Annotated in this window: 21 protein-coding genes, 2 tRNA genes and 1 pseudogene; 13 read left to right on the top strand and 11 right to left on the bottom strand. The window is 69.8% G+C overall.

Features of this window, described 5'->3' with window-relative positions:
- Positions 1–144 precede the first annotated feature (144 nt).
- The 3 genes from recO to ACTIFV_RS16790 are packed head-to-tail and all read left to right on the top strand — an operon-like array spanning position 145 to position 2,414.
- Complete coding sequence (recO, locus tag ACTIFV_RS16800; RefSeq protein WP_439593949.1) at positions 145–888, top strand: DNA repair protein RecO; 744 nt, start codon at positions 145–147, stop codon at positions 886–888.
- Positions 885–1,697, top strand: a complete 813-nt coding sequence (locus tag ACTIFV_RS16795; RefSeq protein ID WP_439593948.1) for an isoprenyl transferase — start codon at positions 885–887, stop codon at positions 1,695–1,697. The genes recO and ACTIFV_RS16795 overlap by 4 nt, the downstream gene beginning before the upstream one ends.
- A gap of 42 nt (positions 1,698–1,739) precedes the next feature.
- Positions 1,740–2,414 (top strand): DsbA family oxidoreductase, encoded by a 675-nt coding sequence (locus ACTIFV_RS16790; protein ID WP_439593947.1) that lies wholly within the window; start codon positions 1,740–1,742, stop codon positions 2,412–2,414.
- Here ACTIFV_RS16790 and ACTIFV_RS16785 read toward each other — a convergent pair.
- Entirely contained in the window at positions 2,411–2,902 is a 492-nt protein-coding gene (locus tag ACTIFV_RS16785; RefSeq protein ID WP_439593946.1) for a glutathione peroxidase, read from the bottom strand. The genes ACTIFV_RS16790 and ACTIFV_RS16785 overlap by 4 nt on opposite strands.
- A gap of 52 nt (positions 2,903–2,954) precedes the next feature.
- On the opposite strand from ACTIFV_RS16785, the gene dusB reads away from it, so the two are divergent.
- The 5 genes from dusB to ACTIFV_RS16760 all read left to right on the top strand — a co-directional run bounded on the left by dusB (position 2,955) and on the right by ACTIFV_RS16760 (position 8,283).
- Positions 2,955–4,130, top strand: coding sequence for a tRNA dihydrouridine synthase DusB (gene dusB, locus ACTIFV_RS16780; RefSeq protein ID WP_439593945.1), 1,176 nt, complete (start codon positions 2,955–2,957; stop codon positions 4,128–4,130).
- The gene (locus tag ACTIFV_RS16775; protein WP_439593944.1) at positions 4,120–5,463 is read left to right on the top strand and encodes a deoxyguanosinetriphosphate triphosphohydrolase; all 1,344 of its coding nucleotides are present in this window, start codon (positions 4,120–4,122) and stop codon (positions 5,461–5,463) included. The genes dusB and ACTIFV_RS16775 overlap by 11 nt, the downstream gene beginning before the upstream one ends.
- Positions 5,463–7,319 carry a DNA primase gene (gene dnaG / locus ACTIFV_RS16770; protein ID WP_439593943.1) on the top strand — a complete coding sequence of 619 codons (1,857 nt, stop codon included), beginning with the start codon at positions 5,463–5,465 and terminating at the stop codon, positions 7,317–7,319. Before ACTIFV_RS16775 ends, dnaG begins: the two co-directional genes overlap by 1 nt.
- A gap of 46 nt (positions 7,320–7,365) precedes the next feature.
- Positions 7,366–8,148, top strand: coding sequence for an ATP-binding cassette domain-containing protein (locus tag ACTIFV_RS16765; protein ID WP_439593942.1), 783 nt, complete (start codon positions 7,366–7,368; stop codon positions 8,146–8,148).
- Positions 8,149–8,210: 62 nt separating this feature from the next.
- Positions 8,211–8,283: transfer RNA gene (locus tag ACTIFV_RS16760), tRNA-Asn, on the top strand.
- Positions 8,284–8,366: 83 nt separating this feature from the next.
- Here ACTIFV_RS16760 and def read toward each other — a convergent pair.
- Positions 8,367–8,933 carry a peptide deformylase gene (def, locus tag ACTIFV_RS16755; protein ID WP_439593941.1) on the bottom strand — a complete coding sequence of 189 codons (567 nt, stop codon included), beginning with the start codon at positions 8,931–8,933 and terminating at the stop codon, positions 8,367–8,369.
- Between the two features lie 44 nt (positions 8,934–8,977).
- Between def and ACTIFV_RS16750 the strand changes: the two genes are divergently transcribed.
- Positions 8,978–10,060, top strand: a complete 1,083-nt coding sequence (locus ACTIFV_RS16750; RefSeq protein ID WP_439593991.1) for a DMT family transporter — start codon at positions 8,978–8,980, stop codon at positions 10,058–10,060.
- A gap of 23 nt (positions 10,061–10,083) precedes the next feature.
- Here ACTIFV_RS16750 and ACTIFV_RS16745 read toward each other — a convergent pair whose 3' ends face one another.
- On the bottom strand, positions 10,084–10,365 hold the full coding sequence (locus ACTIFV_RS16745; protein WP_439593940.1) for a hypothetical protein: 282 nt from the start codon (positions 10,363–10,365) through the stop codon (positions 10,084–10,086).
- A gap of 47 nt (positions 10,366–10,412) precedes the next feature.
- On the opposite strand from ACTIFV_RS16745, the gene ACTIFV_RS16740 reads away from it, so the two are divergent.
- Positions 10,413–10,486, top strand: a tRNA-Ile gene (locus tag ACTIFV_RS16740).
- Between the two features lie 204 nt (positions 10,487–10,690).
- Here ACTIFV_RS16740 and mgtE read toward each other — a convergent pair.
- Entirely contained in the window at positions 10,691–12,073 is a 1,383-nt protein-coding gene (gene mgtE, locus ACTIFV_RS16735) for a magnesium transporter (RefSeq protein ID WP_439593939.1), read from the bottom strand.
- 59 nt (positions 12,074–12,132) lie between these two features.
- The gene (locus tag ACTIFV_RS16730) at positions 12,133–14,130 is read right to left on the bottom strand and encodes a DUF262 domain-containing protein (protein WP_439593938.1); all 1,998 of its coding nucleotides are present in this window, start codon (positions 14,128–14,130) and stop codon (positions 12,133–12,135) included.
- A gap of 155 nt (positions 14,131–14,285) precedes the next feature.
- Here ACTIFV_RS16730 and ACTIFV_RS16725 point away from each other — a divergent pair, with 155 nt between their 5' ends.
- From ACTIFV_RS16725 to ACTIFV_RS16715, 3 genes and pseudogenes are all read left to right on the top strand, one after another.
- A complete protein-coding gene (locus tag ACTIFV_RS16725; RefSeq protein WP_439593937.1) occupies positions 14,286–15,059 on the top strand; it encodes a hypothetical protein in 774 nt (257 codons plus the stop codon).
- Between the two features lie 105 nt (positions 15,060–15,164).
- Positions 15,165–17,253 (top strand): annotated as a pseudogene (locus ACTIFV_RS16720) (RecQ family ATP-dependent DNA helicase).
- Between the two features lie 155 nt (positions 17,254–17,408).
- Positions 17,409–17,912, top strand: coding sequence for a DUF3145 domain-containing protein (locus ACTIFV_RS16715; RefSeq protein ID WP_439593936.1), 504 nt, complete (start codon positions 17,409–17,411; stop codon positions 17,910–17,912).
- A gap of 135 nt (positions 17,913–18,047) precedes the next feature.
- On the opposite strand, the gene ACTIFV_RS16710 is transcribed toward ACTIFV_RS16715, so the two are convergent.
- From ACTIFV_RS16710 to aceE, 6 genes are all read right to left on the bottom strand, one after another.
- Positions 18,048–19,286, bottom strand: a complete 1,239-nt coding sequence (locus ACTIFV_RS16710) for a beta-ketoacyl-[acyl-carrier-protein] synthase family protein (protein WP_439593935.1) — start codon at positions 19,284–19,286, stop codon at positions 18,048–18,050.
- 54 nt (positions 19,287–19,340) lie between these two features.
- Positions 19,341–19,589 (bottom strand): acyl carrier protein, encoded by a 249-nt coding sequence (locus ACTIFV_RS16705; RefSeq protein ID WP_439593934.1) that lies wholly within the window; start codon positions 19,587–19,589, stop codon positions 19,341–19,343.
- A 78-nt stretch (positions 19,590–19,667) separates the two neighbouring features.
- Positions 19,668–20,669, bottom strand: coding sequence for a beta-ketoacyl-ACP synthase III (locus ACTIFV_RS16700; protein WP_439593933.1), 1,002 nt, complete (start codon positions 20,667–20,669; stop codon positions 19,668–19,670).
- Positions 20,666–21,580, bottom strand: a complete 915-nt coding sequence (locus ACTIFV_RS16695; protein ID WP_439593990.1) for an ACP S-malonyltransferase — start codon at positions 21,578–21,580, stop codon at positions 20,666–20,668. Before ACTIFV_RS16695 ends, ACTIFV_RS16700 begins: the two co-directional genes overlap by 4 nt.
- Before the next feature lie 87 nt (positions 21,581–21,667).
- Complete coding sequence (locus ACTIFV_RS16690; RefSeq protein ID WP_439593932.1) at positions 21,668–22,876, bottom strand: PucR family transcriptional regulator; 1,209 nt, start codon at positions 22,874–22,876, stop codon at positions 21,668–21,670.
- Between the two features lie 8 nt (positions 22,877–22,884).
- A complete protein-coding gene (gene aceE, locus ACTIFV_RS16685) occupies positions 22,885–25,611 on the bottom strand; it encodes a pyruvate dehydrogenase (acetyl-transferring), homodimeric type (protein WP_439593931.1) in 2,727 nt (908 codons plus the stop codon).
- Between the last annotated feature and the right edge of the window lie 93 nt (positions 25,612–25,704).

Below are 25,704 nucleotides of genomic sequence, written 5' to 3'. Positions count from 1 at the left end.
GGCGACGCGCCGGGCAGACATGTCACCACCCGGCGTGTCGACCAGAATCCCCGACGCTCTGCACATGGAGCAGGTGGCGGCCGGCGCACCACGCCGGGCCGCGGCATCCCGCCTCGCGTCCCACCCTGCCGCGATAATGGAGGGGTGCCCACTTTCCGCGACGAGGTCGTGATCCTGCGCACCCACAAACTGGGTGAAGCAGATCGCATCCTGACGATGCTGAGCCGCCGGAACGGCAAGCTCCGCGCGGTCGCGAAGGGGGTGCGGCGCACCTCGTCGCGGTTCGGGTCGCGGCTCGAGCCCTTCATGGTCGCCGACGTGCTGCTCTACAAGGGTCGGTCGCTCGACATCGTGCAGCAGGCCGAGTCGCTCGGCGCGTACGGAGCCGACATCGCGATCCACTACGACCGCTACACCTCCGCGCACGCGATGGTCGAGGCGGCCGATCGGCTCAACGAGGCCGAGGCGACGCCGCAGCAGTATCTGCTGCTTGTCGGCGGACTCCGCGCGCTCGCGCAGGGTGCCCACGCGTCGCGCAGCGTGCTCGACAGCTATCTTCTGCGGGCGATGGCGCTCAGCGGCTGGGCGCCCGGCTTGGGGGAGTGCGCCCGGTGCGGCAGGCCCGGACCGCATGACAGCTTCGTCGCCCAGCTCGGCGGCATGATCTGCGCGGAGTGCGCGCCGACCGGCGCCCCGCGGGTCGCGCCGCTGACGGTCTCGCTCCTGCAATCCCTGATGTCGGGGGACTGGGATGACGTGGATGCCGCGGCCCCGGCATCCACCGCCGCCGCGTCGGGACTCATCGCGGCGTACGCCCAGTGGCACCTCGAGCGCGGGATCCGCTCGCTCGCGCACGTCGCCGCACGAGATGACGGAGAGGGCCGATGACCCCCAAGCCCTTCACGCACAGGGACGCCGTCGCCTACAAGCCGCTCGACTGGACGGGGCTGTATCCGCCGGCGTTCCCGAAGGGCGGGGTGCCGAACCACGTCGCCATCGTCATGGACGGCAACGGCCGCTGGGCGAACCGCCGCGGGCAGACACGCGTCGAAGGGCATAAGGCGGGCGAGGCCGCGCTGCTCGATGTGGTGGCCGGCGCGATCCAGGCGGGTGTCAAGCATCTCTCGGTGTACGCCTTCTCGACCGAGAACTGGTCGCGCTCGCCCGACGAGGTGCGCTTCCTGATGGGGTTCAACCGCGACGTGCTGCATCGTCGCCGCGACCAGCTCAACGAGTGGGGAGTGCGGGTGCGCTGGGCGGGCCGCAAGCCCCGTCTGTGGGGCTCGGTCATCAAAGAATTGCAGTACGCCGAGCAGCTGACGCGTGACAACGACGTCCTGACCCTCACGATGTGCGTCAACTACGGGGGCCGCGTCGAGCTGGTCGACGCCATGCGGTCGATCGGCGACGACATCGCGGCCGGGCGCCTTCGGCCCTCGGCGATCACCGAGAAGCTCATCGCGCGACGCCTGTACCAGCCCGACATGCCCGACGTGGACCTGTTCATCCGCTCGAGCGGCGAGCAGCGCACGTCGAACTTCCTCCTGTGGGAATCCGCGTACGCGGAATTCGTGTTCCTCGACCAGCTGTGGCCCGACTTCAGCCGCACCGACCTGTGGCAGGCGATCGGGGTCTACCTCGACCGCGACCGCCGCTTCGGTGGAGCCGTCGACACACCCGAACCGCCCGCACTCTGAACAGTCGGAATACGTCGCGCCCTCTCGACCGTTGTGGTTGACATGACGGATGCCATCAAGATCGACGTGTGGAGTGACATCGCCTGCCCCTGGTGCTACATCGGCAAGCGCAATCTCGAGAACGGACTGGCCGCGGCATCCGCCGACGCCGATGCTCCGCTCGTCGAGGTGACCTACCACTCGTTCGAGCTCTCGCCCGACACGCCCGTGGACTTCGAGGGCGGCGAAGCCGACTACCTCGCGACGCACAAGGGAATCTCGTCCGAGCAGGCGCAGCAGATGCTCGAGCGCGTGACGGGCGTCGCGGCCGATGCGGGCCTGGAGTACCGCTTCGACCTGCTCCAGCACACCAACACGGTGAAGGCGCACGAGCTCCTCCACTTCGCGAAGGAGCAGGGTCGACAGCTCGAGCTCGCCGAGCGTCTCATGTCGGCCTACTTCACCGATGGCCGCCACGTCGGTCAGATCGACGAGCTCGTCGCGCTGGCAGCGGACGCCGGGCTCGACGCCGACGCGGCGCGCGAGGCACTCGAGTCGGGGCGGTTCCTCGCCGCGGTCCGCGAGGACCAGGCGCAGGCATCCGCCTACGGCATCAACGGCGTGCCGTTCTTCGTGATCAACGGCAAGTACGGCGTTTCGGGCGCCCAGCCCGCCGAAGCCTTCACGCAGATCGTGCGCCAGGTGTGGGACGAGCAGCGCGAGCCGGCTGACGCCTAAGCCGGCAGGTTCGCCTCGATGACCGACACGATCGACGGGTCGTCGGGCTTCGTCTTGGGCGAGAAGCGGCGCACGGTGCCGTCGGGCAGCACGACGAACTTCTCGAAGTTCCAGGTGACGCGGCCCGTCTCGTCCGCCGAGTCCTTGAGCTCCTTGTAGAGCGGGGCGGCGTGGCGGCCGTTGACCTTCACCTTGTCGAAGACCGGGAACGAGACGCCCCACGTCGTCGCGCAGTAGTCGAGGATCTCCTCGGTCGAACCCGGTTCCTGGAGGAACTGGTTGCTCGGGAACCCGACGACGCTGAAGCCTCGGTCGGCGTACGCCTTCTGCAGCTGCTCGAGCTGCTCGTACTGCGGGGTGAGGCCGCACTTCGAGGCGAGGTTCACGACCAGGAATACCTTGTCGCCCAGATCTGAGAGCGTCGTCGTGCCGCCGTCGGCGGTCTGGAAGGGGATTTCGCGGACATCTGTGGTCGTCGCCTCGGTCATATTCCCAGGGTAGGACCTCGCGTTCGGCGAAGGGTCGGAAAGCAATGGGAGAATGTCGGATGTGACCACCGCCATCGCTCCCGCGCGCGCCCTGCGCATCGGGCCCATCGAGCTCGACGCCCCCGTGGTGCTCGCGCCGATGGCCGGCATCACCAACACGGCGTTCCGACGCCTGTGCCGCGAGTACGGCGCGGGCCTCTACGTGAGCGAGATGATCACGACGCGCGCCCTCGTCGAGCGAAACGCCACGACGATGCGGCTGATCACGCACCACGAGTCCGAGAAGCCGCGATCGATCCAGCTCTACGGCGTCGATCCTGCGACGACGGAGGCGGCGGTGCGGATGCTCGTCGAAGAGGACCGCGCCGATCACATCGACCTCAACTTCGGGTGTCCTGTGCCGAAGGTCACCCGCAAGGGCGGAGGCGCGGCGCTTCCGTGGAAGACGGAGCTGTTCCGCGAGATCGTGACGCGCGCCGCGCGCGCGGCCGGCGACATCCCGCTCACCGTCAAGATGCGCAAGGGCATCGACTCCGATCATCTGACCTACCTCGACGCGGGACGCATCGCCGAGGACGCCGGCGTCGCGGCAGTCGCGCTACACGCGCGGACGGCGGCCGAGTTCTACTCGGGCCGGGCCGACTGGTCCGCGATCGCGGCGCTGAAAGAGGCAGTCACGAGCGTCCCGGTGCTCGGCAACGGCGATATCTGGTCGGCCGACGACGCCGTGCGCATGATGGCCGAGACCGGCTGCGACGGTGTCGTCGTCGGCCGGGGATGCCTCGGCCGCCCGTGGCTGTTCGGTGACCTCTCGCGCGCCCTCGGTGGCCCCACGGCCGCGACCGGCGCCCCCGTCGATGCGACGCTCGGCTTCGTCGCGCAGGCATTCCGCCGGCACGCGGAGCTGCTCGTCGAGTTCTTCGAGGACGAGGATCGCGGATGCCGAGACATCCGCAAGCATGTCGCCTGGTACTTCAAGGGCTATCCCGTGGGCGGCGACACACGTGCGGCACTGGCCACCGTCGAGAGCCTCGCGCAGATCGACGAGCTCCTCGCGACCCTCCAGCTCGATGCGCCCTATCCGGGCGCGGCGGCCGAAGGCCAGCGCGGCCGCGCCGGAACGCCCAAGCGCCCCGCGCTGCCCGATGGCTGGCTCGCCTCTCGCGAGCTGGGATCCGAGGCATCCCGCACCCTCGCCGAAGCGGAACTCGACCACAGTGGCGGGTGAGCCGCTGACGGCCGACGCCCTCGAGCGTCCGGCGGGCTACGACGAGCACGACGGCGAGAGGTTCCTGCGCGAGCGCCACCGCTCGCAGCGCGACGACTTCGCCCGGGACCGGGCACGCGTCCTGCACTCCGCGGCGCTGCGACGCCTCGCCGCCAAGACCCAGGTGCTGAGCCCCGCGAGCCCTGCGGACTTCGCCCGCAATCGCCTCACCCACTCGCTCGAGGTCGCTCAGGTCGGTCGCGAGCTCGCGACGGCGCTGCGCCTGTCGCCCGACGTGGTCGACACGGCGTGCCTGAGCCACGACCTCGGGCATCCGCCTTTCGGACACAACGGCGAACGCGCGCTCAACGAGTGGGCGGAGGACATCGGCGGATTCGAGGGCAACGCGCAGTCGCTGCGCATCCTGAGCCGTCTCGAGCCGAAGATCGTCGACGACGGGCGCACCTTCGGCCTCAACCTCACCCGTGCGAGCCTCGACGCGACGTGCAAGTACCCGTGGACGGCGGAGCACCCTCTGCCCGATGCGGGCGGACGCTTGAAGTTCGGGGTGTATCCCGACGACGAGGCCGTGTTCCGGTGGATGCGCGAGGGCGCGCCCGGTCGCGTCCGCTGCATCGAGGCCGAGGCCATGGACCTCTCGGACGACATCGCCTACTCCGTCCACGACTTCGAGGACGCGATCGTCAACGGGTATCTCGACCCGGCATGGCTCGCTGCGCCGACAGGCCACGAAGCCCTTCTGACGGCGATCCAGTCGTGGGTCGGCTTCGACTTCGCGCGCGACGAGCTGGCAGATGCGCTCTACCGCCTCATGCGCATGCCCGAGTGGATCGTGTCGTTCGACGGCACCCGCGGCGACCTCGCACGGCTCAAGAACCTCACGTCCGACCTCATCGGCCGCTTCGCCCGCGCTGCCGTGACCGCCACGCGCGAGGCCTACCCGGGAGCCGTCCTCACCCGCTATCGGGCCCACGTCGTCGTCCCGCGGGTCATCGAGGCCGAGATGGCCGTGCTCAAGGGCATCATCGGCGCCGCGGTCGTCTCGATCGACGGCCGCAAGCAGCTCTACAAGGAGCAGCGGCGCGTGCTCAAGCGCCTCGCGTCGGCCCTGTGGGATCGCCCCGCCGAGCTCGACCCCATGAGCGCGGAGGACTTCGAGCACGCGCAGACGGATGACGCGCGCCGCCGTGTCGTCGTCGACCAGGTCGCGAGCCTCACAGATCAGACCGCGATCGCGTGGCACGAGCGTCTCGTGGGCGAGGTGGATGCGGCATCCATCGGCATCTGGGCACCCGGTGCCCACCGGTCGACGCGGACCGGCGAGGCGACCTGATGGCGGGACGCATCCGGCAGGCCGACGTCGACGAGGTCAAGGCCCGCACCAACATCGCCGACATCATCGGGGAGCGCGTCGCGCTCAAGCCGGCCGGCGTCGGCGCGATGAAGGGTCTCTGCCCGTTCCACGACGAGCGCAGCCCGAGCTTCAACGTGCGCCCGCAGGCGGGTTTCTACCACTGCTTCGGCTGCGGCGAGTCGGGCGATGTGTACTCGTTCCTGCGTGCGATGGACCACGTGACCTTCACCGAGGCGGTCGAGCGACTCGCGGGCAAGATCGGCTACACGCTCCACTACGAGGACGGGGGAGCGGCGCCCGAGACGACGGGCCGTGCGCGCCTCTACGCGGCGAACGCGGCCGCAGCCGAGTACTTCCGCGCGCAGCTCGTCTCGCCCGAGGCCGATATCGCGCGCCGATTCCTCGGCGAGCGGGGGTTCGATGCGGGCGCTGCTGCCCACTTCGGGGTCGGCTACGCCCCGAAGGGGTGGTCCAACATGCACGCGGCGCTGCGCGACAAGGGCTTCACCGACGACATCCTCTCGGCGGCGGGGCTCGTCTCGCAGGGCCAGCGCGGGGTGTACGACCGCTTCCGCGGCCGGGTGGTCTGGCCCATCCGCGACGTGACCGGCCAGGTCATCGGCTTCGGCGCCCGGCGCCTCTTCGACGACGACAACGGGCCGAAGTACCTCAACACCCCCGAGACCGCGATCTACAAGAAGGCACAGGTGCTGTACGGCCTCGACCTCGCCAAGCGCGACATCTCGCGCGAGCACCGAGTGGTCGTCGTCGAGGGCTACACCGACGTCATGGCATGCCACCTCGCCGGGGTCACGACCGCCATCGCGACGTGCGGCACGGCCTTCGGCTCGGACCATATCACCGTGCTGCGCCGCGTGATGGGAGACGACTCGGCCGCCGGCGAGGTCGTCTTCACGTTCGATCCGGATGCCGCGGGCCAGAAGGCGGCGCTGCGCGCCTTCGCCGACGCGAAGCGCTTCAACGCGCAGACCTATGTGGCGACAGGACCCGAGGGTCTCGATCCCTGCGACCTGCGCCTGCAGCGCGGCGACGGCGCGGTGCGCACGCTGATGGAGGCGAAGGTCCCCATGGTCGAGTTCGTCATCGATCAGCGCATCACCGGTTTCGACCTCGCGTCGGTCGAAGGGCGCGTCGGTGCGCTGCGCGCCGCGGCACCCGTCGTCGCGGAGCTGCGCGACCCCCTGCTGCAGCCGGAGTACGTGCGCGTCCTCGCCCGGCGACTGGGGCTCGACACCGAGGACGTGCGCCGCGAGGTCGAACGCGCGGCGCGGGGCGCTTCGTCACGCCCCGAGCGGTCGACGAACGCGCCGACCGACGAGGCCGCTGGTGACGCTCCGGTCGTGCGGGTGACGCTGGCGTCGCTGCCGCAGAATCCGGATGCCGCGCTCGAGCGCGACGCGCTGAAGGGCTTCCTGCAGTTCGGGCATCGCCTCGATGCGGAGCTCATCGACCGCGCGCTGGCGCTGCCCATGCGGCATCCCGCGCTCGACGCCGTCCGGCAGGCCGTGGCTTCGGCACCGGACCGCACGAAGGTCGGCTGGTCGATGGATGCCGTCACCGCGGTGCGCGAGCCGTTCCGGGGGCTGGGCGGCGAGCTCCTCGCCTCGGATTTCCCCGCGCTCACCGACGACGCCGCGGTCGCCTCGACGGCATCGCTGGCGCGCCGTCTCATCCTGCGGGGGATCGAGGCCGAGAAGGCGGAGCTCCTCGGCGCGATCCAGCGGGTGCCCGCGGACTCGGTCGAGGGCCGCGGCATCCGCCTCCGTCTTCACGAACTCGACCAGGACCGCCGCCGTCTCGCCGACGAGGAGTAGAGAGCCGGCGCTGGCGCGATCGGGCGTCGACCGGCAGGATGGCGATATGGCCGCTTCACGAGACGCCGATGTCGCGATCCGCGCAATCGACCTGTCGATCGCACACGATCGCCGTGCGGGGACCCCGCGGGTCGTGGACGGGGTGTCGTTCACCCTGGCGCGCGCAGGCATGCTGGCGGTGATGGGTCCGACGGGCGCGGGCAAGTCGAGCCTCGCCGCCGTGCTCGCGGGGGAAGACCGCGGCCTCGGCGTCGTCGGGGGCGAAGCGTACGTCGAGGGGATCCGGGTGCGCCGACCGGGGCGGGACCACCGGGTCCTCACCTACGTGACCGGCTACCTGCCGCAGGCCGCGGGCGCCGGGCTGCCCGCCCGTCAGACCGTGGCCGATGTCATCGGCGCACCGATCACGAGTCGCGATCGGCACGTCAACCAGCGCGCCCTCGCCGTGCGGATCGCGACCCTGCTGGACGAGCTCATGCTTCCGCTGGGCGCCGCCAATCAGTTCCCCTACGAGCTCAGCGCGGGCATGCGCCAGCGGGTCGCCCTCGCGCGCGCCCTCGTGCTCCAGCCGAAAGTGCTCGTCGCCGATGAGCCGTTCGCGAACATGGATGTCGAGGTGCGCCGGGCTGCCCGCGACGCGATCCTGCGCCGTCGTCGGGACTACGGGATGTCGGCGCTCGTCGTGACGAACGAGCCCGACGTCGCATCCGAGCTCGGCGCTCATGTGCTCGTGCTGAGGGGCGGTCATGCGGTCGCCTTCGGCCGCAGTACGGCGGACCTCCTGTGGACGCCCAGCGGCGAGGCCGACCGGCGACTGATCACCGCCTGAGTTCACGAGCACCCCTCCGGCTTTGCTAGGATGGTCTAGTTGCCTCGCGCGAGCGAGGCTCTTCCTCGGTAGCTCAATTGGCAGAGCAGCCGGCTGTTAACCGGCAGGTTCTTGGTTCGAGTCCAAGCCGGGGAGCGAGAATCCCGCGTCATCTGCGCGGCTCTCGAATGAAGGCCCGGGCTTCCACCCCGGGCCTTCCCCGTTCCTGCCGGACTCGGCTACGCGTCGATGTCGTCGACGCCCGGCATCCACGACGATCCCGGCCGTCCCCAGCCGCGCTTGCGCGCGATCTTCTGGACCGTCTTCCAGTCGCCGTCGTCGAGGCGGTCGACGTAGAGCACGCCGTCGAGGTGGTCGAATTCGTGCTGCAGGATGCGGGCCCGCCAGCCGTCGACCTGGATGCGGACCTCGGCTCCGTCGAGGTCGATGCCGGTGATGAGCGCCTCGTCGGATCGACGCAACGGGAAGCGCTCGCTCGGGAACGACAGGCAGCCCTCGGACTCCTCGTCGGGATCCGGTGCGCCCGGCTCGAGAGGGCGGATCCACAGCTCGGGGTTGATGACGACGCCGCGCCACGGCGTGCCGTCGTCGGCGGCGTACGAGTATGTGAAGATGCGCAGCGAGACGCCCACCTGAGGCGCGGCGAGGCCCACGCCGGGGGCGCGATCCATCGTCTCGAACATGTCGGCGACGAGCGTGCGCACCTCGTCGGTGATCTCGTCGACGGGCGAAGCGGGAGCGTGCAGGACGGGATCGCCCATGATGCGAATCGGGAGAACGGCCACGCCTTCAGCCTATCGAGCGGCACTGCGGTTAGTGTCGAGGGGTGATGTGGACCGGTGAGATAGACAACATCGGGGACGTCGGCGACGCCCTCGTCGGAGTCTTCGACAACCCGGCGCTTCTGATCGGCATCCCGCTCGCCCTCATCGGCGCCGTGTTCATGTCGTTCGGCGCCCAGTATCAGCACCGTGGAGTGACGAAAGTCGAGCGGATGTCGGGCGGCGCGTCCTCGGGCGGTCTGACGGGTGCGCAGCTCGGACGACTGCTCACACGTCCTTCGTGGGTCGTCGGCACGATCATGCTGGGGCTGGCGATCGTGTGCCAGTTGGGCGCCCTGTCGTTCGCCCCGCTCATCGTCGTGCAGCCCCTCGGTGCGATCGCTCTCGTCATCACGACGCTGCTGAATGCCCGCATCAGCGGCGTCAAGCCGACGAAGCGGTCGATCCGGGCCATCGTCGAGTGCGTCGGCGGCATCTTCATCTTCGTGACGATCGCCGCCCTCGTCGCCACCGACGAGCCGGTCTCCAACGGGCAGCTCATCACGATCCTCTTCATCCTGCTCGCCGTGCTCATCGTCTTCGGCGCGCTGTGGCTGTGGCTGCGCCACCGCATGAAGGCGCTGTTCTACATCATCGGCGCCGGGGTGATGTACGGGTTCGTCGCAACGCTCGCGAAGGTGGTGCTGAGCCGCATCGGGTCGGGCGACTTCGAGTGGCTCACGGTCCTGTGCCTGGTCTCGCTCATCCTCGTCGCGGTGGTCGGCGCCTACTTCGTCCAGACGGCGTATTCCTCGGGTCCGCCCGACCTCGTCATCGCAGGGCTCACGGTGATCGACCCGATCGTCGCCATCGTCATCGGTCTCACGGTGCTGGGCGAAGCGGCCAACGCGCCGCTCTGGGCGTACATCGGGTTCGGCGTCGCGGGGGTCATCGCCGTGATCGGCGTCTGGGACCTCGCGCGCAACCATCCGCAGATCGTGAGCGACAGTCAGGAGGTGCCGATCCCGCGGGGGAGCGGCGCCGACAAGCCCCCGGGCGCGCCGAAGACGAACACCGAGAAGTTCGACGAGGCGGTCGCCAAGGTCTGGCCCAATCCGCCCGTCGACGACGATCGTCCACCACGACGCTGACGGCGAGGGATGCCGCGCGCGGCTCAGTCGCGGACGTCGATCGTGATGCGGCCGTCCTGCATCCGTCCCTTGTCGCCCGGGGTCGGCGCGGGCGCGGGGACCTCGATCTGAGCCTCCCACTGAGCGTGCGCGTCCTCCGCGCTCGGACGCCAGACCGAATCGAAGCCCGAGCCGATGCCGGACATCGTCCCCCGGCCGCGGGACTGCCGACGACGGGTGTCACGGATCATCGCGGGGATCGCGAACGCCAGGGCGACGGCTGAGAGCGCGCCGACTCCGACGGCGATCCAGGGTCCGGCATCCATAGCGGCATTCTCGCACCGTCGCCTGCCGGTAGGCTCGATGACCGCAGGGGGCGGTGGCCAAGCTGGTTAAGGCAGCGGGCTCATAACCCGACGATCGCGGGTTCAAGTCCCGCCCGCCCTACGTGGAGAGGCCGACCGCCCGCAGGGTGGTCGGCCCCTCCACATCGGTGGGTGTGGTCGCGAATGCGCTTGCGGGCGGGCCCCTGCCGCCCGAGGCTCCGCGCGCCGCGGAGCGGCGGGTGGAGTGGCGGGAGGGACAAGTCCCGCCCGCCCTACGTGATCGGACCTGTGCTCAAGTGCCCGTCCTACGTGAACGAGCCTTTGCTCAGAGGCCGGCGAGCTCGGGCAGCAGCGCCTTCGCGATGAGGAAGTAGATCAGCAGGCCAGTGCCGTCGACGATCGTCGCGATCATCGGCGCCGACACGACGGCGGGATCGACCCGCGTCTTCTGCAGCAGGAGCGGCAGGATCGACGAGATCAGCGCAGCCCACAGCACGATCGCCGCGAGCGAGAGGGACACCACGAGCATGATCTGCCAGCCGACCCCCAGTGTGAAGGCGCGGATGAGGCCGGCGCCCGCCATCGCGACCGCGATCAGGCCGGCCGTGCTGAGCTCCTTGACGACCACGCGTCCGATGTTCCGCAGGCGGACCTGACCCATGGCCATCGCGCGGACGAGCGTCGACGTGATCTGCGTTCCGGTGTTGCCGCCCGTGCCGATCAGGAGCGGGATGAAGAAGGCGAGCACGACGACCGCCTCGAGCTCGTCCTCGAACGCCTGCAGGACGCTCGAGGTGTACGCCTCGGCGACGAAGAGCACGAGTAGCCAGACGATGCGCTTGCGCCACAGCAGCCAGGGCGAGGCGCGGAGGTAGGGGACGTCGAGGGGCTGCGAACCGCCCTGGCGCTCGGCATCCTCCGTCGCCTCCTCCTCGACGATGTCGGCCGCGGCGTCGGCGGTGATGATGCCCAGGATGCGACGCTCGCCGTCGACGACGGGCACCGCCAGAAGGCGGTGATCCAGCAGCAGCCGCGCCGACTTCTCGGGGTCGTCGAGCGGCGCGACCGTGAGCACGTCGTCGTCCATCAGTTCAGCGACCAGCGCGTCGGCAGGTGCGAGCACGAGGGCGCGGAACGCGACGACACCGCCCAGACGACCGCCCGCGTCGACGACGTAGACGTAGCCACCGGACTGCGAATCGGCGCGCAGGTGCGCGGCTCCCGAGCGCACCGCGTCGATCGCCGCCGCCGCCGTCGACTGCGCCTCGACCGTGAGAACGTCCGGGATCATGTGGGCGGCGCTCGAGTGCTCCGGCCACGACAGCAGGTCACGCAGCACGTGCGCCTGGTCAGCGGGAACGGCCGACAGCAGCGTCTCTCGATCGTCGGGAGCGAGCTCTCGCAGGATGTCGGCAGCGAGGTCGGTGTTGAGCTCGTTGAGGATGAGGCCGGCCTTGAGGACGCCGATCCCCAGGAGCAGTTCGCTTGCGGCGAGCGGATCGAGCGTCGCGACGAGTTCCTCGCCGGTCTCGGCATCCAGCAGGGCGTCGAGCATCAGCAGGCGCTCCGGGCTGAGCGCGACGATCTGCTCTTCGCGTTCCACCGGATCGGGCACGACCTCGAGCCAGAGGGCGACGGCACGCGTCGTCCCGCGGTCGAGGAGCTGGGCGAGCTCGATCGTGGCAGGCGGTTGTGCAGCGCGGGCCATCGCGCCCCCTTTCATGCGGTCAGCCGCATTATGCACCCCGCCGAGCGCGGCCAGGTGAACTACATCGCGTCGCCGATATAGGAGTACTTGACGAAGACCTCGGGTGCGCTGCCGGCTTCGTCGAGGACTCCCTGCACCGCCGTGAGCATGTAGTGGAGGTCCCAGCCCATGTAGAGGAAGTTCTCGTCGTCGAGCGCGTCCCATTGGCCGTTCCATGCCATCTCGGGGTAGACGGGTCCGCCGCGGCGCGCGCTGAAGCGCACGACGCTGTCGCGGTCGTCGGCCCACAGGCGCTTGAAGACGCGGTTGAAGAGGTACTTCACGTCGGGGACTTCCCAGTGCTCGCCGCGGTACTCCGTGTAGGCGAACTCGCGCTCCCAGCCGGGCGGGAATCCGCGGCGAAGGATCGCGTCGAGGATCGGGGTGAGGCCGTCGTCGTCGATGCCGACCAGGTCGGGGCGGCGCCAGACCTCGATGAAGCGCTCTGTGAGGGCGGCGGTGCGAGCGGAGATGGATGCCGTGCTCCACGCCTCCACGTCGGCGAGGGCCCGCGTCTGGGGGATCGCGCTGCGCGCGTAGGCGACAGCGCGCTTCTCGGGGAACGACAGGTCGAGCGCGCGAAGTCCGAGGTCGTCTTCGAGGAGCGCCAGATTGCCCAGGGTCTTCGAGAGCGCACGGTGACTGTTCTGCTCGTCGTCCGTGTAGTCCGCCCAGACGCGCACGCCGTCGCCCGACCACGTCGCGTGAGGCGAGAGCGGGAACACATGGTCGACGCCGAGGTCCGAAGCGTCGTCGATATCGGCGAGGCGTGCGAGGACGTAGGCGGGATGCGGGAGCTCCGCGAACTTGAGTGCGGCGCGCATGCGCTCGTCGGACGGAGTGATGCGGGCGATCGCGTGGCGCAGGGCCGGCTCTCCTTCCGACCGTGCGCGGCACAGTCGAGCGACGAGTCGTTCCGTCGGGAGGCGGGCGACGGAACGCCGCAGCAGCAGCGCCTGGACATCCTCGAGCGTGCGCACGACGGCATCCCGGTCCACGACGCCGGCCCGCAGATCGAGGAGGGCGCGCATGGCGAGGGGATACATGCCCCGCCCGAAGGTCGACAGGTGGCGCAGCTGCCGACGGAGTGCGGCATCCGTCTCCTGCGACGGCTCGAGCAGGGTGCGGTAGACCTCGGAGCATGCGCGCCACGCGACGGCGTGCGCACGCAGGGTTGCGAGGTCGAGCCGCGGGAACCGCGCGCGGAACTCTCCGTACACGCCGTGGTCGCCGGATGCAGCGACTTCGCGTCCCGTCGTCATGACCATGTAGTGGCGCCAGAACGCGCCGATCGCGGCGCCGGTGTTCTGCTCGATCGGGATCCAGAACTCCTCTTCGACCTCGCGCTGCTCGGCGTGCGAGAGACCCATCAGGATGTAGTTGTGGATGAGCTCGTGGTCGCGCAGGGGCTCGCCGGTGGAGTTGAGGCTCGCGAAGATCTGCTGCGCGTTGGCTCCGGCGCCGAGGGTGATCGCGACGTGCTCGAGCTTCTGGAGCCCGCGCCAGATGTGCGGTGCGTCGGCGGGGCTGATCCTGCTGCGGAAGAAGGCGTAGTTGTCGTCGAAGCGCGAGTCGCGCAGCGTGCCGTCGGCCGGTCGACGGTCGAAGACCACGCTCTCGAAGACGTCGGCCCACGCCTCGTGAGGGCGGAGCTTCGTGCGGCCGTCCGGTCCGGTGAGCACACGTGCGAGTTCGGCGGCGAGCTCGGGATGCTCCGCCCGGACGGTGTGGTGGAGGGCGGCGACCAGGAGCATCAGCGTCGTGATGCGCTGCTGCCCGTCGATGAGGACGAGTTCGTTCCCGCCGCCGCTCACCGATGACAGCACCGACCCGATGAAGTGCATGTGCTGCGGATCCGAATCGGCGACCGCGCGCACGTCGGCGAGGAGCTGCTCGCAGCCGCCGATGTCCCACCGATACTGGCGCTGGTACACGGGGACGACGATCGTGGCATCCACCGTCGACAGCCACGAGATGGTGTTGACGGCCGTCGCATCGATGTTCGTGGCCGTCGTCATGTGGTGTTTCCGCTCCTTCAGTGCTGCGTCAACGAGTCTAGTCGCGGGCGGATTCTCGACCGTGGTGCCACGGGCGCGTCGGCGAGCCCGAGGTAGGCTTGCCTAAGTTGGGCCTGTTAAAACGTGCTGGCCCCCTACGAAAGGCTGATCCTCTCATGGGTTACATCAAGTCCGCCGCGCTCGAAGAGACCGGCTACGTCGTCCTCGACAGCTACAACCAGGAGCTCGATCCCAAGGAGTGGCTCGATCTCGAGTACAACGACTGGAAGTCCTCGGGCGACACCCGCTTCGCACCGCTCGCCAGCGCATTCGGCGAGATCGAATGCAACGGCTTCTGGAACCACAAGCCGCCGCGCACCGACAAGGACGGCGTCTGGATCGACTCGCAGGTCGCCAAGGCCCCGAACCTCACGCGACGCGCGCAGGAGCCGGGTGCCAACGTCGGTCGCTGCCGCGTCATCGAGCTGCAGCCGACTCCCTACGGCGAGACGCTCTACAACCTGCACCAGGACGACAACAACCGCCTGAACCCCGACGGTACCGGGTGGGTCGTCCGCGGCTTCTTCAACCTCACCGACGACAAGGACAGCTTCTTCGTCCTGCGTGAGAACCGCACCGATCCCGCGGGCGAGGTGCGCATCGCCCTCCCGGCCGGGGCGCAGCTCATCATCGACACGCAGCGCCTGTGGCACGCGGCGACGCACGTGGGCACCGAGCCCCGGTACAACCTCATCACGTCCTGGACGTCCGGGCCGGAGCTCGATGCGTACATCGAGAAGTACAACGGCCGCAACCACGTCGAGAGCGTGCACGTCGACCAGGAGATCCTCGACGCCGGCTACGCCGAGCAGGCCCGCAAGGACGCCGCGCGCGCCGCCTACTACGCCGCGAAGGGTCAGGTCGAGGTCCAGGCCATGAGCGAGGCCTGAGCGTCACCGACCTGCCAGGCGGTGGGGCCCCGGTCGACATCGACCGGGGCCACTCCTCGTCCTCGGTCGGGTCTCGTGTCGGAGCAGGATGACAGACTCGAGCGGATGAGCATCACCACCCGGACCTCTGCCCTCGAGACGCTGCGCACGCTCGTCGGTCGAGACGACGCCGACTTCCACGAGGGTCAGTTCGAGGCCGTCCAAGCGCTCGTCGACGACCGCAGCCGCGCACTCGTGGTGGAGCGCACCGGGTGGGGTAAGTCCGCCGTGTACTTCGTCGCGACGTTGCTGCTGCGCCGGCAGGGGGCCGGCCCGACCGTTCTCGTCTCGCCGCTCCTCGCGCTCATGCGCGATCAGATCTCCGCCGCCGAGCGCGCCGGCGTGCGGGCCCTCGCCATCAACTCGACGAACGCCCACGAGTGGGACGACGTCCTCGCCAGGCTGCGGGACGACGAGATCGATGTTCTGCTGCTGTCGCCCGAGCGGCTGAACAACGCGGCGTTCCGTGACGAGCAGCTGCCGTCGCTCGTGCAGCGCATGGGAATGCTGGTGGTCGACGAGGCGCACTGCATCAGCGACTGGGGGCACCACTTCCGACCCGACTACCGCCGGCTCGGCGATCTGATCGCGCGAATGCCCGACGCCGTGCCGATCCTCGCCACCACCGCCACGGCGAACAGCCGCGTGGTCACCGACATCGCCGAGCAGCTCGCCGCCGGATCCGCCGAGGTCGTCACGATCCGCGGGCCGCTCGCTCGGGCATCAGTGCGGCTGGGAGTCCTGCGCCTGCCCGACGCCCGTGCGCGTCTTGCCTGGCTGCTCACCCACCTCGCCGAACTGCCGGGGTCGGGCATCATCTACAGCCTCACGGTGAGCGGCGCGCAGGACGTCGCGCGGCTTCTTCGCGACGCGGGCTACGATGTGCGCGCCTACACCGGGCAGACCGATCCCGCAGAGCGGGAGGAGTCCGAAGCGCTGTTGAAGGGCAACAGGGTCAAGGCTCTCGTCGCCACGAGCGCGCTCGGAATGGGGTTCGACAAACCCGACCTCGGCTTCGTCATCCACATCGGCGCACCGTCTTCGCCGTCGCCTACTACCAGCAGGTGGGTCGAGCGGGGCGTGCGACCGAGAACGCCGACGTCCTCCTCCTCCCCGGAGCCGAAGATCCCGACATCTGGCGATATTTCGCGACGGCATCGATGCCGACCCGTGAGCGCGCAGAGCGCGTGATCGCCGAACTGGGGCGGGCGCCGATCTCGACCCCCGCGCTGGAGGCGCTCGTCGATGTCCGCCGCACGCCGCTCGAGCTCCTCCTCAAAGTGCTGGACGTCGACGGCGCCGTCCGTCGCGTGCGCGGTGGGTGGATCGCGACCGGGGAGCCGTGGACGTACGACTCCGAACGCTACGAGCGCATCGCCGAGGCCCGACTGAGCGAGCAGCAGCACATGCTCGAGTACGAGCGCACGAGCTCGTGCCGCATGGAATTCCTCCAGCGCACGCTCGATGATGAGACGGCCGCTCCCTGCGGGCGCTGCGACAACTGCGCCGGTCCCTGGTATCCGAGCGACATCGACGAGCACGCGGCATCGTCCGCCGAGGCGTCCCTCGAACGCGTCGGCGTGCCCATCGAGCCGCGTGCCCAGTGGCCCACGGGCGGCGATCGCCTCGGCATCCGCTCAAAGGCAACATCGCCGTCGGCGAGCGTGCCGAACCTGGTCGTGCCCTCGCCCGGTTGACCGACCTCGGGTGGGGCGGACCCTTGCGCGCGCTCCTGGAGGGTTCCGCGCCGGATGCCGCGATCGCGCCGGCACTCCGGGACGCCACGATCAGCGTCCTCGCGGACTGGGACTGGGAGCAGCGACCGGCGTCCGTGGTCTCCGTGCCATCACGTGCTCGGCCCTTGCTCGTCGAGTCCCTCGCACGCTCCCTCGCGAGCGCGGGGCGACTGCCCTACCTCGGTTCCCTTCCGACGCGCGGCGGCGGACCCCTCGGCCGGCCGGGAGGCAACAGCGTCTACCGGCTCTCGGGGCTCTGGGACCGCTTCGACGCGTCAGCGCTCGACATCCCCGAGGGTCCTGTGCTCCTGGTCGACGACATCGCCGACAGCCGCTGGACCCTCACTGTGGCAGCCCGCGAACTCCGGTCGGCCGGTGCGTCCGCGGTGCTCCCGTTCACGCTCGCCCTCCGAGCCTGAACGGGAGCGGCACGGACGACGACACGCGGGCCGGAATGACACGCTTGTCATTCCGGCCCGCTTCGGGCGATAATAGCCCCAGCACAACTGAAGACGCCACGAGATCCCGGAACCCAGGTCGTTGGGGAAGACGCACCTGACGGAACGGAGAGATCATGGCGACACCACAAGCGCGTGGGGTGGTCTTCATCCACTCTGCGCCACGAGCATTGTGCCCCCACCTCGAGTGGGCGGTCGGTCGCGCCCTGGGGCGCGCCGTGAGCTTCGAGTGGACGGAGCAGCCCGTCCTCGCGGGCAGCCGCCGAGCGGAGTTCTACTGGGAGGGCACGGCAGGCATGGGCGCGGCGCTCGCGACCGCGATCCGCGGCTGGGAGCACCTGCGGTTCGAAGTGACCGAGGACCCGACGCCCCGCAGCGACGGCGGACGCTGGTTGCACACGCCGGGTCTGGGCATCCACTTCGCGCAGACCGACACGGCGGGCAACGTCGTCATCGGCGAGGACCGCGTGCGCTACGCGATGGAAGTCGCGGCGGGCGATGCCTTCGAGCTCCAGCGCGAGCTGCACATCGCCCTCGGCGCGGCGTGGGATGACGAGCTCGAGCCGTTCCGCCATGCGAGCGACGATGCGCCCGTGGTGTGGCTCCACAAGGTCGGGTGACGGCCCACTGACTCAGGCGGAGCGAGGCGCGACTATCGACGGTCGGTGATCACGGTCCCGGACGACGCGAAAGCGAATCGCCGCCTGACACGAAAGACGCCCCCGGGTCACCGGGGGCGTCTTCGGTGTTCGGGCTCAGACCGAGGCGAAGGCCGCCACGGCGTTGTGCCCCCCGAAACCGAACGAGTTGCTGATCGCGAGCTGGGGGCCGTCGCCGAGGGCCTGAGGCTCTCCCGAGAGACGGAACGGGACCGCCGGGTCCTGCTCGGTGATGTTGATCGTCGGCGGAGCGACGCGATCGCGCAGGGCGAGCACCGTGAAGATCGCCTCGAGAGCGCCCGTACCGCCCAGCAGATGGCCGGTCGACGCCTTCGTGGCCGATACCGGGATGTCGTCGATCCGAGCGCCGAAGACGGCCTTGAGCGCCGTGTACTCGTTCGGGTCGCCGACGGGCGTCGACGTCGCGTGCGCGTTCACGTGCGTGACGTCGTCGGGCGAGGCATCCGCCATCGCCAGCGCCATGCGCACGGCGCGGGCCGCCCCCGTGCCTTCGGGGTCGTTGGCGGTGATGTGGTACGAGTCCGCCGTGACGCCGCCGCCGACGACCTCGGCGTAGATCTTGGCGCCGCGCGCCTTCGCGTGCTCTTCCGACTCCAGGATGAGCACGCCGGCTCCCTCGCCCATGACGAAGCCGTCACGGTCGATGCTGCCGGGGCGTGAAGCCGTCTCGGGGGAGTCGTTGCGGCGCGACAGCGCCTGCATCGACGCGAACGACGCGACGGTGATCGGGTGGATCGCGGACTCGGTGCCGCCGGCGATCACGATGTCGGCGTGGCCGGCACGGATGTGCTCGACGGCGTTCACGATCGACTCGGTGCTCGATGCGCAGGCGCTCGCGACCGTTCGCGCATACGCCCGCGCGTGGAAGTGCAGCGAGAGATTGCCCGCCGCCGCGTTGGGCATGAGCATGGGCACCGTCATCGGCATGACGCGACGCGGGCCCTTCTCCTTCAGGGTCTCCCAGGCGTCGAGCAGCGTCCAGACGCCGCCGATCCCGGTCGCGAAGTCGACGCCGAGGCGCTCGGGATCCACCTCGGGGCTGCCGGCATCCGCCCACGCCTCCATCGCCGCGACGAGCGCGAGCTGCGACGACGGGTCGAGGCGCTTCGCGATGGGGCGCTCGAGCACCGTGTCGGGCCGCACGAGCGCCTCGGCGGCGAACGTGACGGGCAGCTGGTACTGCTCGACCCAGTCGTGCTCGAGGGTGCGGGCGCCGGATGCTCCGGCCAGGAGCGCCGACCAGCTGTCGGTCGCGGTGCCGCCGATCGGCGACGTCGCACCGATGCCGGTGACGAAGATGCGGGTGCTGCTCATGCGTGGGGTCCTCGTGAGGTGTCCGGTGGGGGCGCGAACCCCCACCGGTGCGACTTACGCCTGGTTGGACGTGATGAAGGTGACGGCGTCGCCGACGGTCTTGAGGTTCTTGACCTCGTCGTCGGGGATCGTGACACCGAACTTCTCCTCGGCGTTGACGACGATCGTCATCATCGAGATCGAGTCGATGTCGAGGTCGTCGGTGAACGACTTCTCGAGCGCGACCTCGTCGGACGAGATGCCGGTCTCGTCGGTGATGAGCTCGGCGAGTCCGGCGAGGACCTCGTCAGTGCTGAATGCCATGGGATTCTCCTGTTTCTTTCTGAGGTACGAGAGGCCCGGATGGGGCCGTTTGTCAGTCTAGAGTCGGGCGGGACGCGGTCATGGGAGCACGACGACCTGAGCGCCGAACACGAGCCCCGCGCCGAAGCCGATCTGCAGGGCCAGTCCGCCGCTCAGCTCGGGGTGCTCCTCGAGCAGCCGGTGCGTCGCGAGGGGGATCGAGGCGGCCGACGTGTTGCCGGTGGTCTCGATGTCGCGGCCGACCACGACGGTGTCCGGTAGCTTGAGCTGCTTGGCGAACTCGTCGATGATGCGCATGTTGGCCTGGTGGGGCACGAACGCGGCGAGGTCGGATGCCTCGATCCCGGCCGCCTCGAGCGCCTGGCGCGCGACCTTGACCATCTCCCACACGGCCCAGCGGAAGACCGTCGGACCCTCCTGACGCAGGGTGGGCCACGGCACCTCGCCGTCGCGGAACTGCGTCAGCGTGCCGTTCATGCCGACGGCCTCGGCCTTCGAGCCGTCCGAGCCCCAGATCGTCGGGCCGATGCCCGGGAAGTCGCTCGGCCCCACGACGACGGCTCCGGCGCCGTCGCCGAGCAGGAACGAGATGCTGCGGTCGGCCGGGTCGACGACGTCGCTGAGCTTCTCGGTGCCGATGACGAGCGCGTAGTGCGCTGCCCCGGCGCGGATCAGCGCATCGGCCTGGGCGACACCGTAGGCGAAGCCGGCGCACGCGGCGTTGACGTCGTACGCCGCCGCGGGGTTCGAGCCCACGCGGTCCGCGACGATCGCCGAGACCGACGGCGTCTGCTTCGGATTCGAGATCGTCGCGACGATGACGGCGTCGATGGATGCGGCATCCACCCCGGACTTCTCGATCGCCTCGCGTGCAGCGTCGGTGGCCAGATCGATCGCGTCGGTGTCGTGCACCGCGCGCGTGCGGGTCACGATGCCCGTGCGCTGGCGGATCCACTCGTCGCTGGAGTCGATCGGTCCGATGAGATCCTCGTTCGGGACGGCGATCTCACCGCGGGCCGCGCCGTACGCGTAGATGCGCGTGTGGGCGGCGCCCGTGGGCTGGATGAGCGCGTGGGTCATGCGGTGCCTCCCGAGAGGAGCGTCTGGGCCGCGGCGAGGTCGTCGGGCGTCTTGACGGCGACGGTCGGCGTGCCGCGCAGGGCGCGCTTCGCGAGCCCTGCGAGTGTGCCGGCCGGCGCGAGCTCGATGATGCCCGTGACCCCGGCGTCGCCGAACGCGGTCATGCAGAGGTCCCACCGCACGGGCGAGGCGACCTGATCCACGAGGAGATCGGCGAAGGCGGCGCCCTGATCGACGGCCGAGCCGTCGCGGTTGGTCCAGATCTTCCGGCGCGGATCGCTCGTGGCGGTGGCCGCGACCGCCGCGCGGAGCGTCTCGACGGCCGGTGCCATGTAGCGCGTGTGGAAGGCGCCGGCGACCTGCAGCGGGATGACGCGGGTTCCCGCGGGGGGCTCGGACGCCAGGGTCGCGAGCGCATCGAGCGCGCCGGCGACGACGAGCTGACCGCCGCCGTTGTAGTTCGCCGGTGTGAGGTCGAGCTCCTCGAGACGGGCGACGATGGATGCCTCGTCCCCGCCGATGACGGCGGCCATGCCGGTCTGCTCCGCGGCCGCGGCATCCGCCATCGCCCGCCCGCGCAGGCCCACGAGCCGCAGGGCATCCTCTTCCGAGAGGATGCCGGCGGCGGCCGCGGCGGCGAACTCGCCGACAGAGTGACCCGCGACGCCCGCGACGGCGGAGCGGTCGTCGATCGCGTTCCACGACAGGAGGCTCGCAGCGACGATGAGGGGCTGCGCGACCTTCGTGTCGCGGATCCGGTCGGCGTCCCATTCGGTGCCGGCGGCGACGAGGTCGACGCCCGCCCACTCGGAGTACGCCTCGAGCTGCTCGCGCGCGCCGGCTCGTTCGAGCCAGGGCACGAGGAACCCGGGGGACTGCGAGCCTTGCCCGGGGAAGACAGCGATGATCACCGTTCCATCTTTCCGATCCATGTCGTCCACCCTTCTGGCGGAGATGTCACAACTATCCGACGAGGCTTTGTGCGTGGCGCACAGTCTCTAGTGCGCGCGGCGCGCCGGGGCGCGTCGTCGCGTGGCCTCGGAGCCGACCGAGCCGAGGATGAGCGCTGTCTGCAGGATGAGCGCTTCTCGCGCGCCCGTGGCATCCCATCCGATGACCTCGGACACCCGCTTCAAGCGGTAGCGGACGGTGTTGGGATGCACGAAGAGCTCGCGCGCCGTGGCCTCGAGCGATCGACCGTTGTCGAGGTAGCTCCAGAGCGTGAGCACGAGATCGGCGCTGTGGGTCTGCAGCGGGCGGTAGATGCGCTCCACGAGCGTGATCTTCGCGAGCGGATCACCCGCCAGCGCGCGTTCGGGGAGCAGATCGTCTGCTTCGACGGGTCGGGGAGCGTGGCGCCACGCGCGCGCGACGGCGAAGCCGGCGAGGGCGGCGCGGGCGCTCTGGCTCGCGTCGACGAGCGCAGGGACGGCCGGGCCGAGCACCAGGTGACCCGCGCCGAATCCGGGCTCGAGGCGCTTCGCGATCTCGAGGAACGCGAGGTCGACCTCGATGTCGTCGCGCTGCGACGTGTCTGCGCGCCCGATCACGAGGACGAGGCGCGAGCCCTGCACGCCGATGAGCACGTCGACCCCGAGCTTGCGCGCCGTGCGGCGCAGCTGGTCCACGTCGAACTGCGGGGGAGTCGTGCCGACGAGCACCGACACCTCGCCGTGACCGTGCCAGCCCAGTGCCGCGATCCGGCTCGGCAGCTCTTCATCTGCTTCGCCGGTGAGGATCGAGTCGACGACGAGCGCCTCGAGCCGGGCATCCCACAGTCCTCGCGCCTCGGCGGCACGGGCGTAGACGTCCGCCGCCGCGAAGGCCACGTCGCGCGAGTACAGGAGGATGGCGTCGCGGATGCTCGCACCCTTGTTCGCGACGCGCTCCTCGGTGACCCCCACCGTGACGCGGATGAGCTGCAGCGTCTGCTGCAGACTCACGCTGCGCAGCAGTTCGCGCGGTGCGGCCGCGAAGATGTCTGCGGCGATCCACGGGGTCGAGGTGGGGTCGTCGTACCACTGGATGAACGACGAGATTCCCGCCTGGGCGACGAGTCCGACGGCTGACCGCCGCGCAGGCGGCATGTCGGCGTACCAGGGCAGGGTGTCTTCCAGCCGCTGGATCGTGGCTGTCGCGAGGTCGCCCGAGATGCGTCGCAGCCACGCGAGCGTCTCGGCCTTGTCCATCTCGGGAGCGCCGGGCATGGGGGCGGTCAGCTCTCGCCGCCCGCGTTCCCGCTCGTACCGGCTGTCACGTCGTGCAGACGGTACTTCTCGATCGCCTGCGCCGCGAGACCCCGGTCGACCGCACCCTCGTCGGCCAGCGCCTGCAGCGTCCGCACGACGATCGACGGCCCGTCGATCTTGAAGAAGCGGCGGGCGGCCGCGCGCGTGTCGGAGAACCCGAAGCCGTCCGCACCGAGCGTCGCGAAGTTGTTCGGCACCCACGGACGGATCTGATCCTGGACCGCGTGCATGTAGTCGCTCACCGCGATCACGGGCCCGGGAACGTCGCGGATCTTCTCGGTCAGGTAGGCCGTGCGCGGCTCCTCGTGCGGGTAGAGGAAGTTGTGCTCGTCGGCGGCGAGACCGTCGCGGCGGAGCTCCGTCCACGACGTCACCGACCAGACATCCGCCTGCACGCCCCAGTCCTCGCGCAGCAGCTGCTGCGCCTCGAGAGCCCACGGCACTCCGACGCCGGACGCGAAGATCTGCGCGCGCGGGCCGTCGCCTTCCACCGACGAGATGCGATGGATGCCGCGGACGATGCCCTCGACGTCGACGTTCGCGGGCTCGGCCGGCTGGACGATCGGCTCGTTGTACACCGTCAGGTAGTACATGACGTCGGGGTCAGGATGCTGGCCCCCGTACATCCGCTCGATGCCCGAGCGGACGATGTGCGCGATCTCGTACCCGTAGGCGGGGTCGTACGACACCGTCGCGGGGTTCGTCGACGCGAGGAGGTGCGAGTGGCCGTCGGCGTGCTGCAGGCCCTCGCCTGTCAGCGTCGTGCGTCCGGCGGTGGCGCCGACGATGAATCCGCGCGCCATCTGGTCGCCCGCCGCCCACTGGGCGTCGCCCGTGCGCTGGAACCCGAACATCGAGTAGAAGACGTAGACCGGGATGAGCGGCTCGCCGTGCGTCGCGTACGACGTGCCGATACCCGTGAACGCCGCCATGGCTCCGGCCTCGTTGATGCCGACGTGGACGATCTGGCCCTGCGGGCTCTCCTTGTAGGCCAGGAGCAGCTCGCGGTCGACGGAGGTGTAGTGCTGACCGTTCGGGTTGTAGATCTTCGCCGTCGGGAAGAAGGCGTCCATGCCGAACGTGCGCGCCTCGTCGGGAATGATCGGCACGATGCGGTGGCCGAAGTCCTTCGCGCGAAGGAGGTCCTTCAGCAGTCGCACGAACGCCATCGTGGTGGCGATCTCCTGCGTCCCCGATCCCTTCTTCGGCAGCGCGTACGCGTCGTCGCCGGGAAGCGTCAGACCCACGTGGTGGGTGCGTCGCTCGGGCAGGAATCCGCCCAGCGCCTGACGACGCTCGAGCATGTACTGGATCGTCTCGTCCTGCGCTCCGGGGTTGTAGTACGGCGGTGCGTACGGGTTCTCCTCGAGCTCGGCATCCGTCACCGGGATGTGCATCGAGTCGCGGAAGAGCTTGAGGTCGTCCAGCGTCATCTTCTTCATCTGGTGCGTCGCGTTGCGCCCCTCGAAGTGCGGACCGAGGCCGTAGCCCTTGATCGTCTTGGCGATGATGACGGTCGGCTGCCCCTTGTGCTCCATGGCCGCCTTGTAGGCCGCGTAGACCTTGCGGTAGTCGTGGCCGCCGCGCTTGAGGCTCCAGATCTGATCGTCGGTGTAGTCCTTGACGAGGGCGAGCGCCCGCTCGTCGCGCCCGAAGAAGTTCTCGCGCACATAGGCGCCGTTCTCGGTCTTGAACGTCTGGTAGTCGCCGTCGGGCGTCACGTTCATCAGGTTGCGCAGCGCGCCGTCGGTGTCGCGGGCGAGCAGGTCGTCCCACTCACGACCCCACACGACCTTGATGACGTTCCAGCCTGCGCCGCGGAAGAAGCTCTCGAGCTCCTGGATGATCTTGCCGTTGCCGCGCACCGGTCCGTCGAGGCGCTGGAGGTTCGCGTTGATGACGAACGTGAGGTTGTCGAGACCCTCGTTCGCCGCGACCTGCAGCTGCCCGCGGCTTTCGACCTCGTCCATCTCGCCGTCGCCGAGGAACGCCCACACGTGCGAGTCGGCGCGGTCGGCGATTCCGCGGTTGCCGAGGTACTTGTTCGTCATCGCCTGGTAGATGGCGTTGATCGGGCCGAGACCCATCGACACCGTGGGGAACTGCCAGAAGTCCGGCATCAGGCGCGGGTGGGGGTACGACGGGATGCCGTTCGGCGCGGCCGACTTCTCCTGACGGAACCCGTCGAGCTGCTGCTCGGTGAGCCGTCCCTCGAGGAAGCCTCGGGCATACGCGCCGGGCGAGGCGTGGCCCTGGATGAAGATCTGGTCGCCGCCCGACGGGTGGTCGTGACCACGGAAGAAGTGGTTGAAGCCGACCTCGTACAGGGCCGCCGACGACGCGTAGGTCGAGATGTGGCCGCCCACGCCGATGCCGGGACGCTGTGCACGGTGCACCGTGACGGCGGCGTTCCACCGCAGCCAGCGACGGAAGCGACGCTCGAGCTCCTCGTCGCCGGGGAACTCGGGCTCGTTCTCGGGGGCGATCGTGTTGAGGTAGTCGGTCGTCGGCACCATCGGCACCCCGAGGTGCAGATCGTGCGACGTCTTGAGCAGGCTCAGCATGATCTCGCGACCACGGGCGTGACCCTTCGCGCGGACGAGCTGGTCGAGCGACTCCTGCCACTCCGACGTCTCTTCGGGATCGCTGTCGAGGTCGTCCTGCGAGTACGGATCCTGGTCGTTGACAGTCACGGAAGACCTTTCGCTATCTGGCAGATCATGCCAGGGAATCTCAACGGAAGCGGGCGCGGCTTTGTCGGCCGCGCACAACGCACCGCCGACTAG

It is taken from the genome of Microbacterium sp. (assembly GCF_051860965.1).
GTDB lineage: Bacteria > Actinomycetota > Actinomycetes > Actinomycetales > Microbacteriaceae > Microbacterium.
This window is presented reverse-complemented; position numbering and strand designations above follow the sequence as displayed.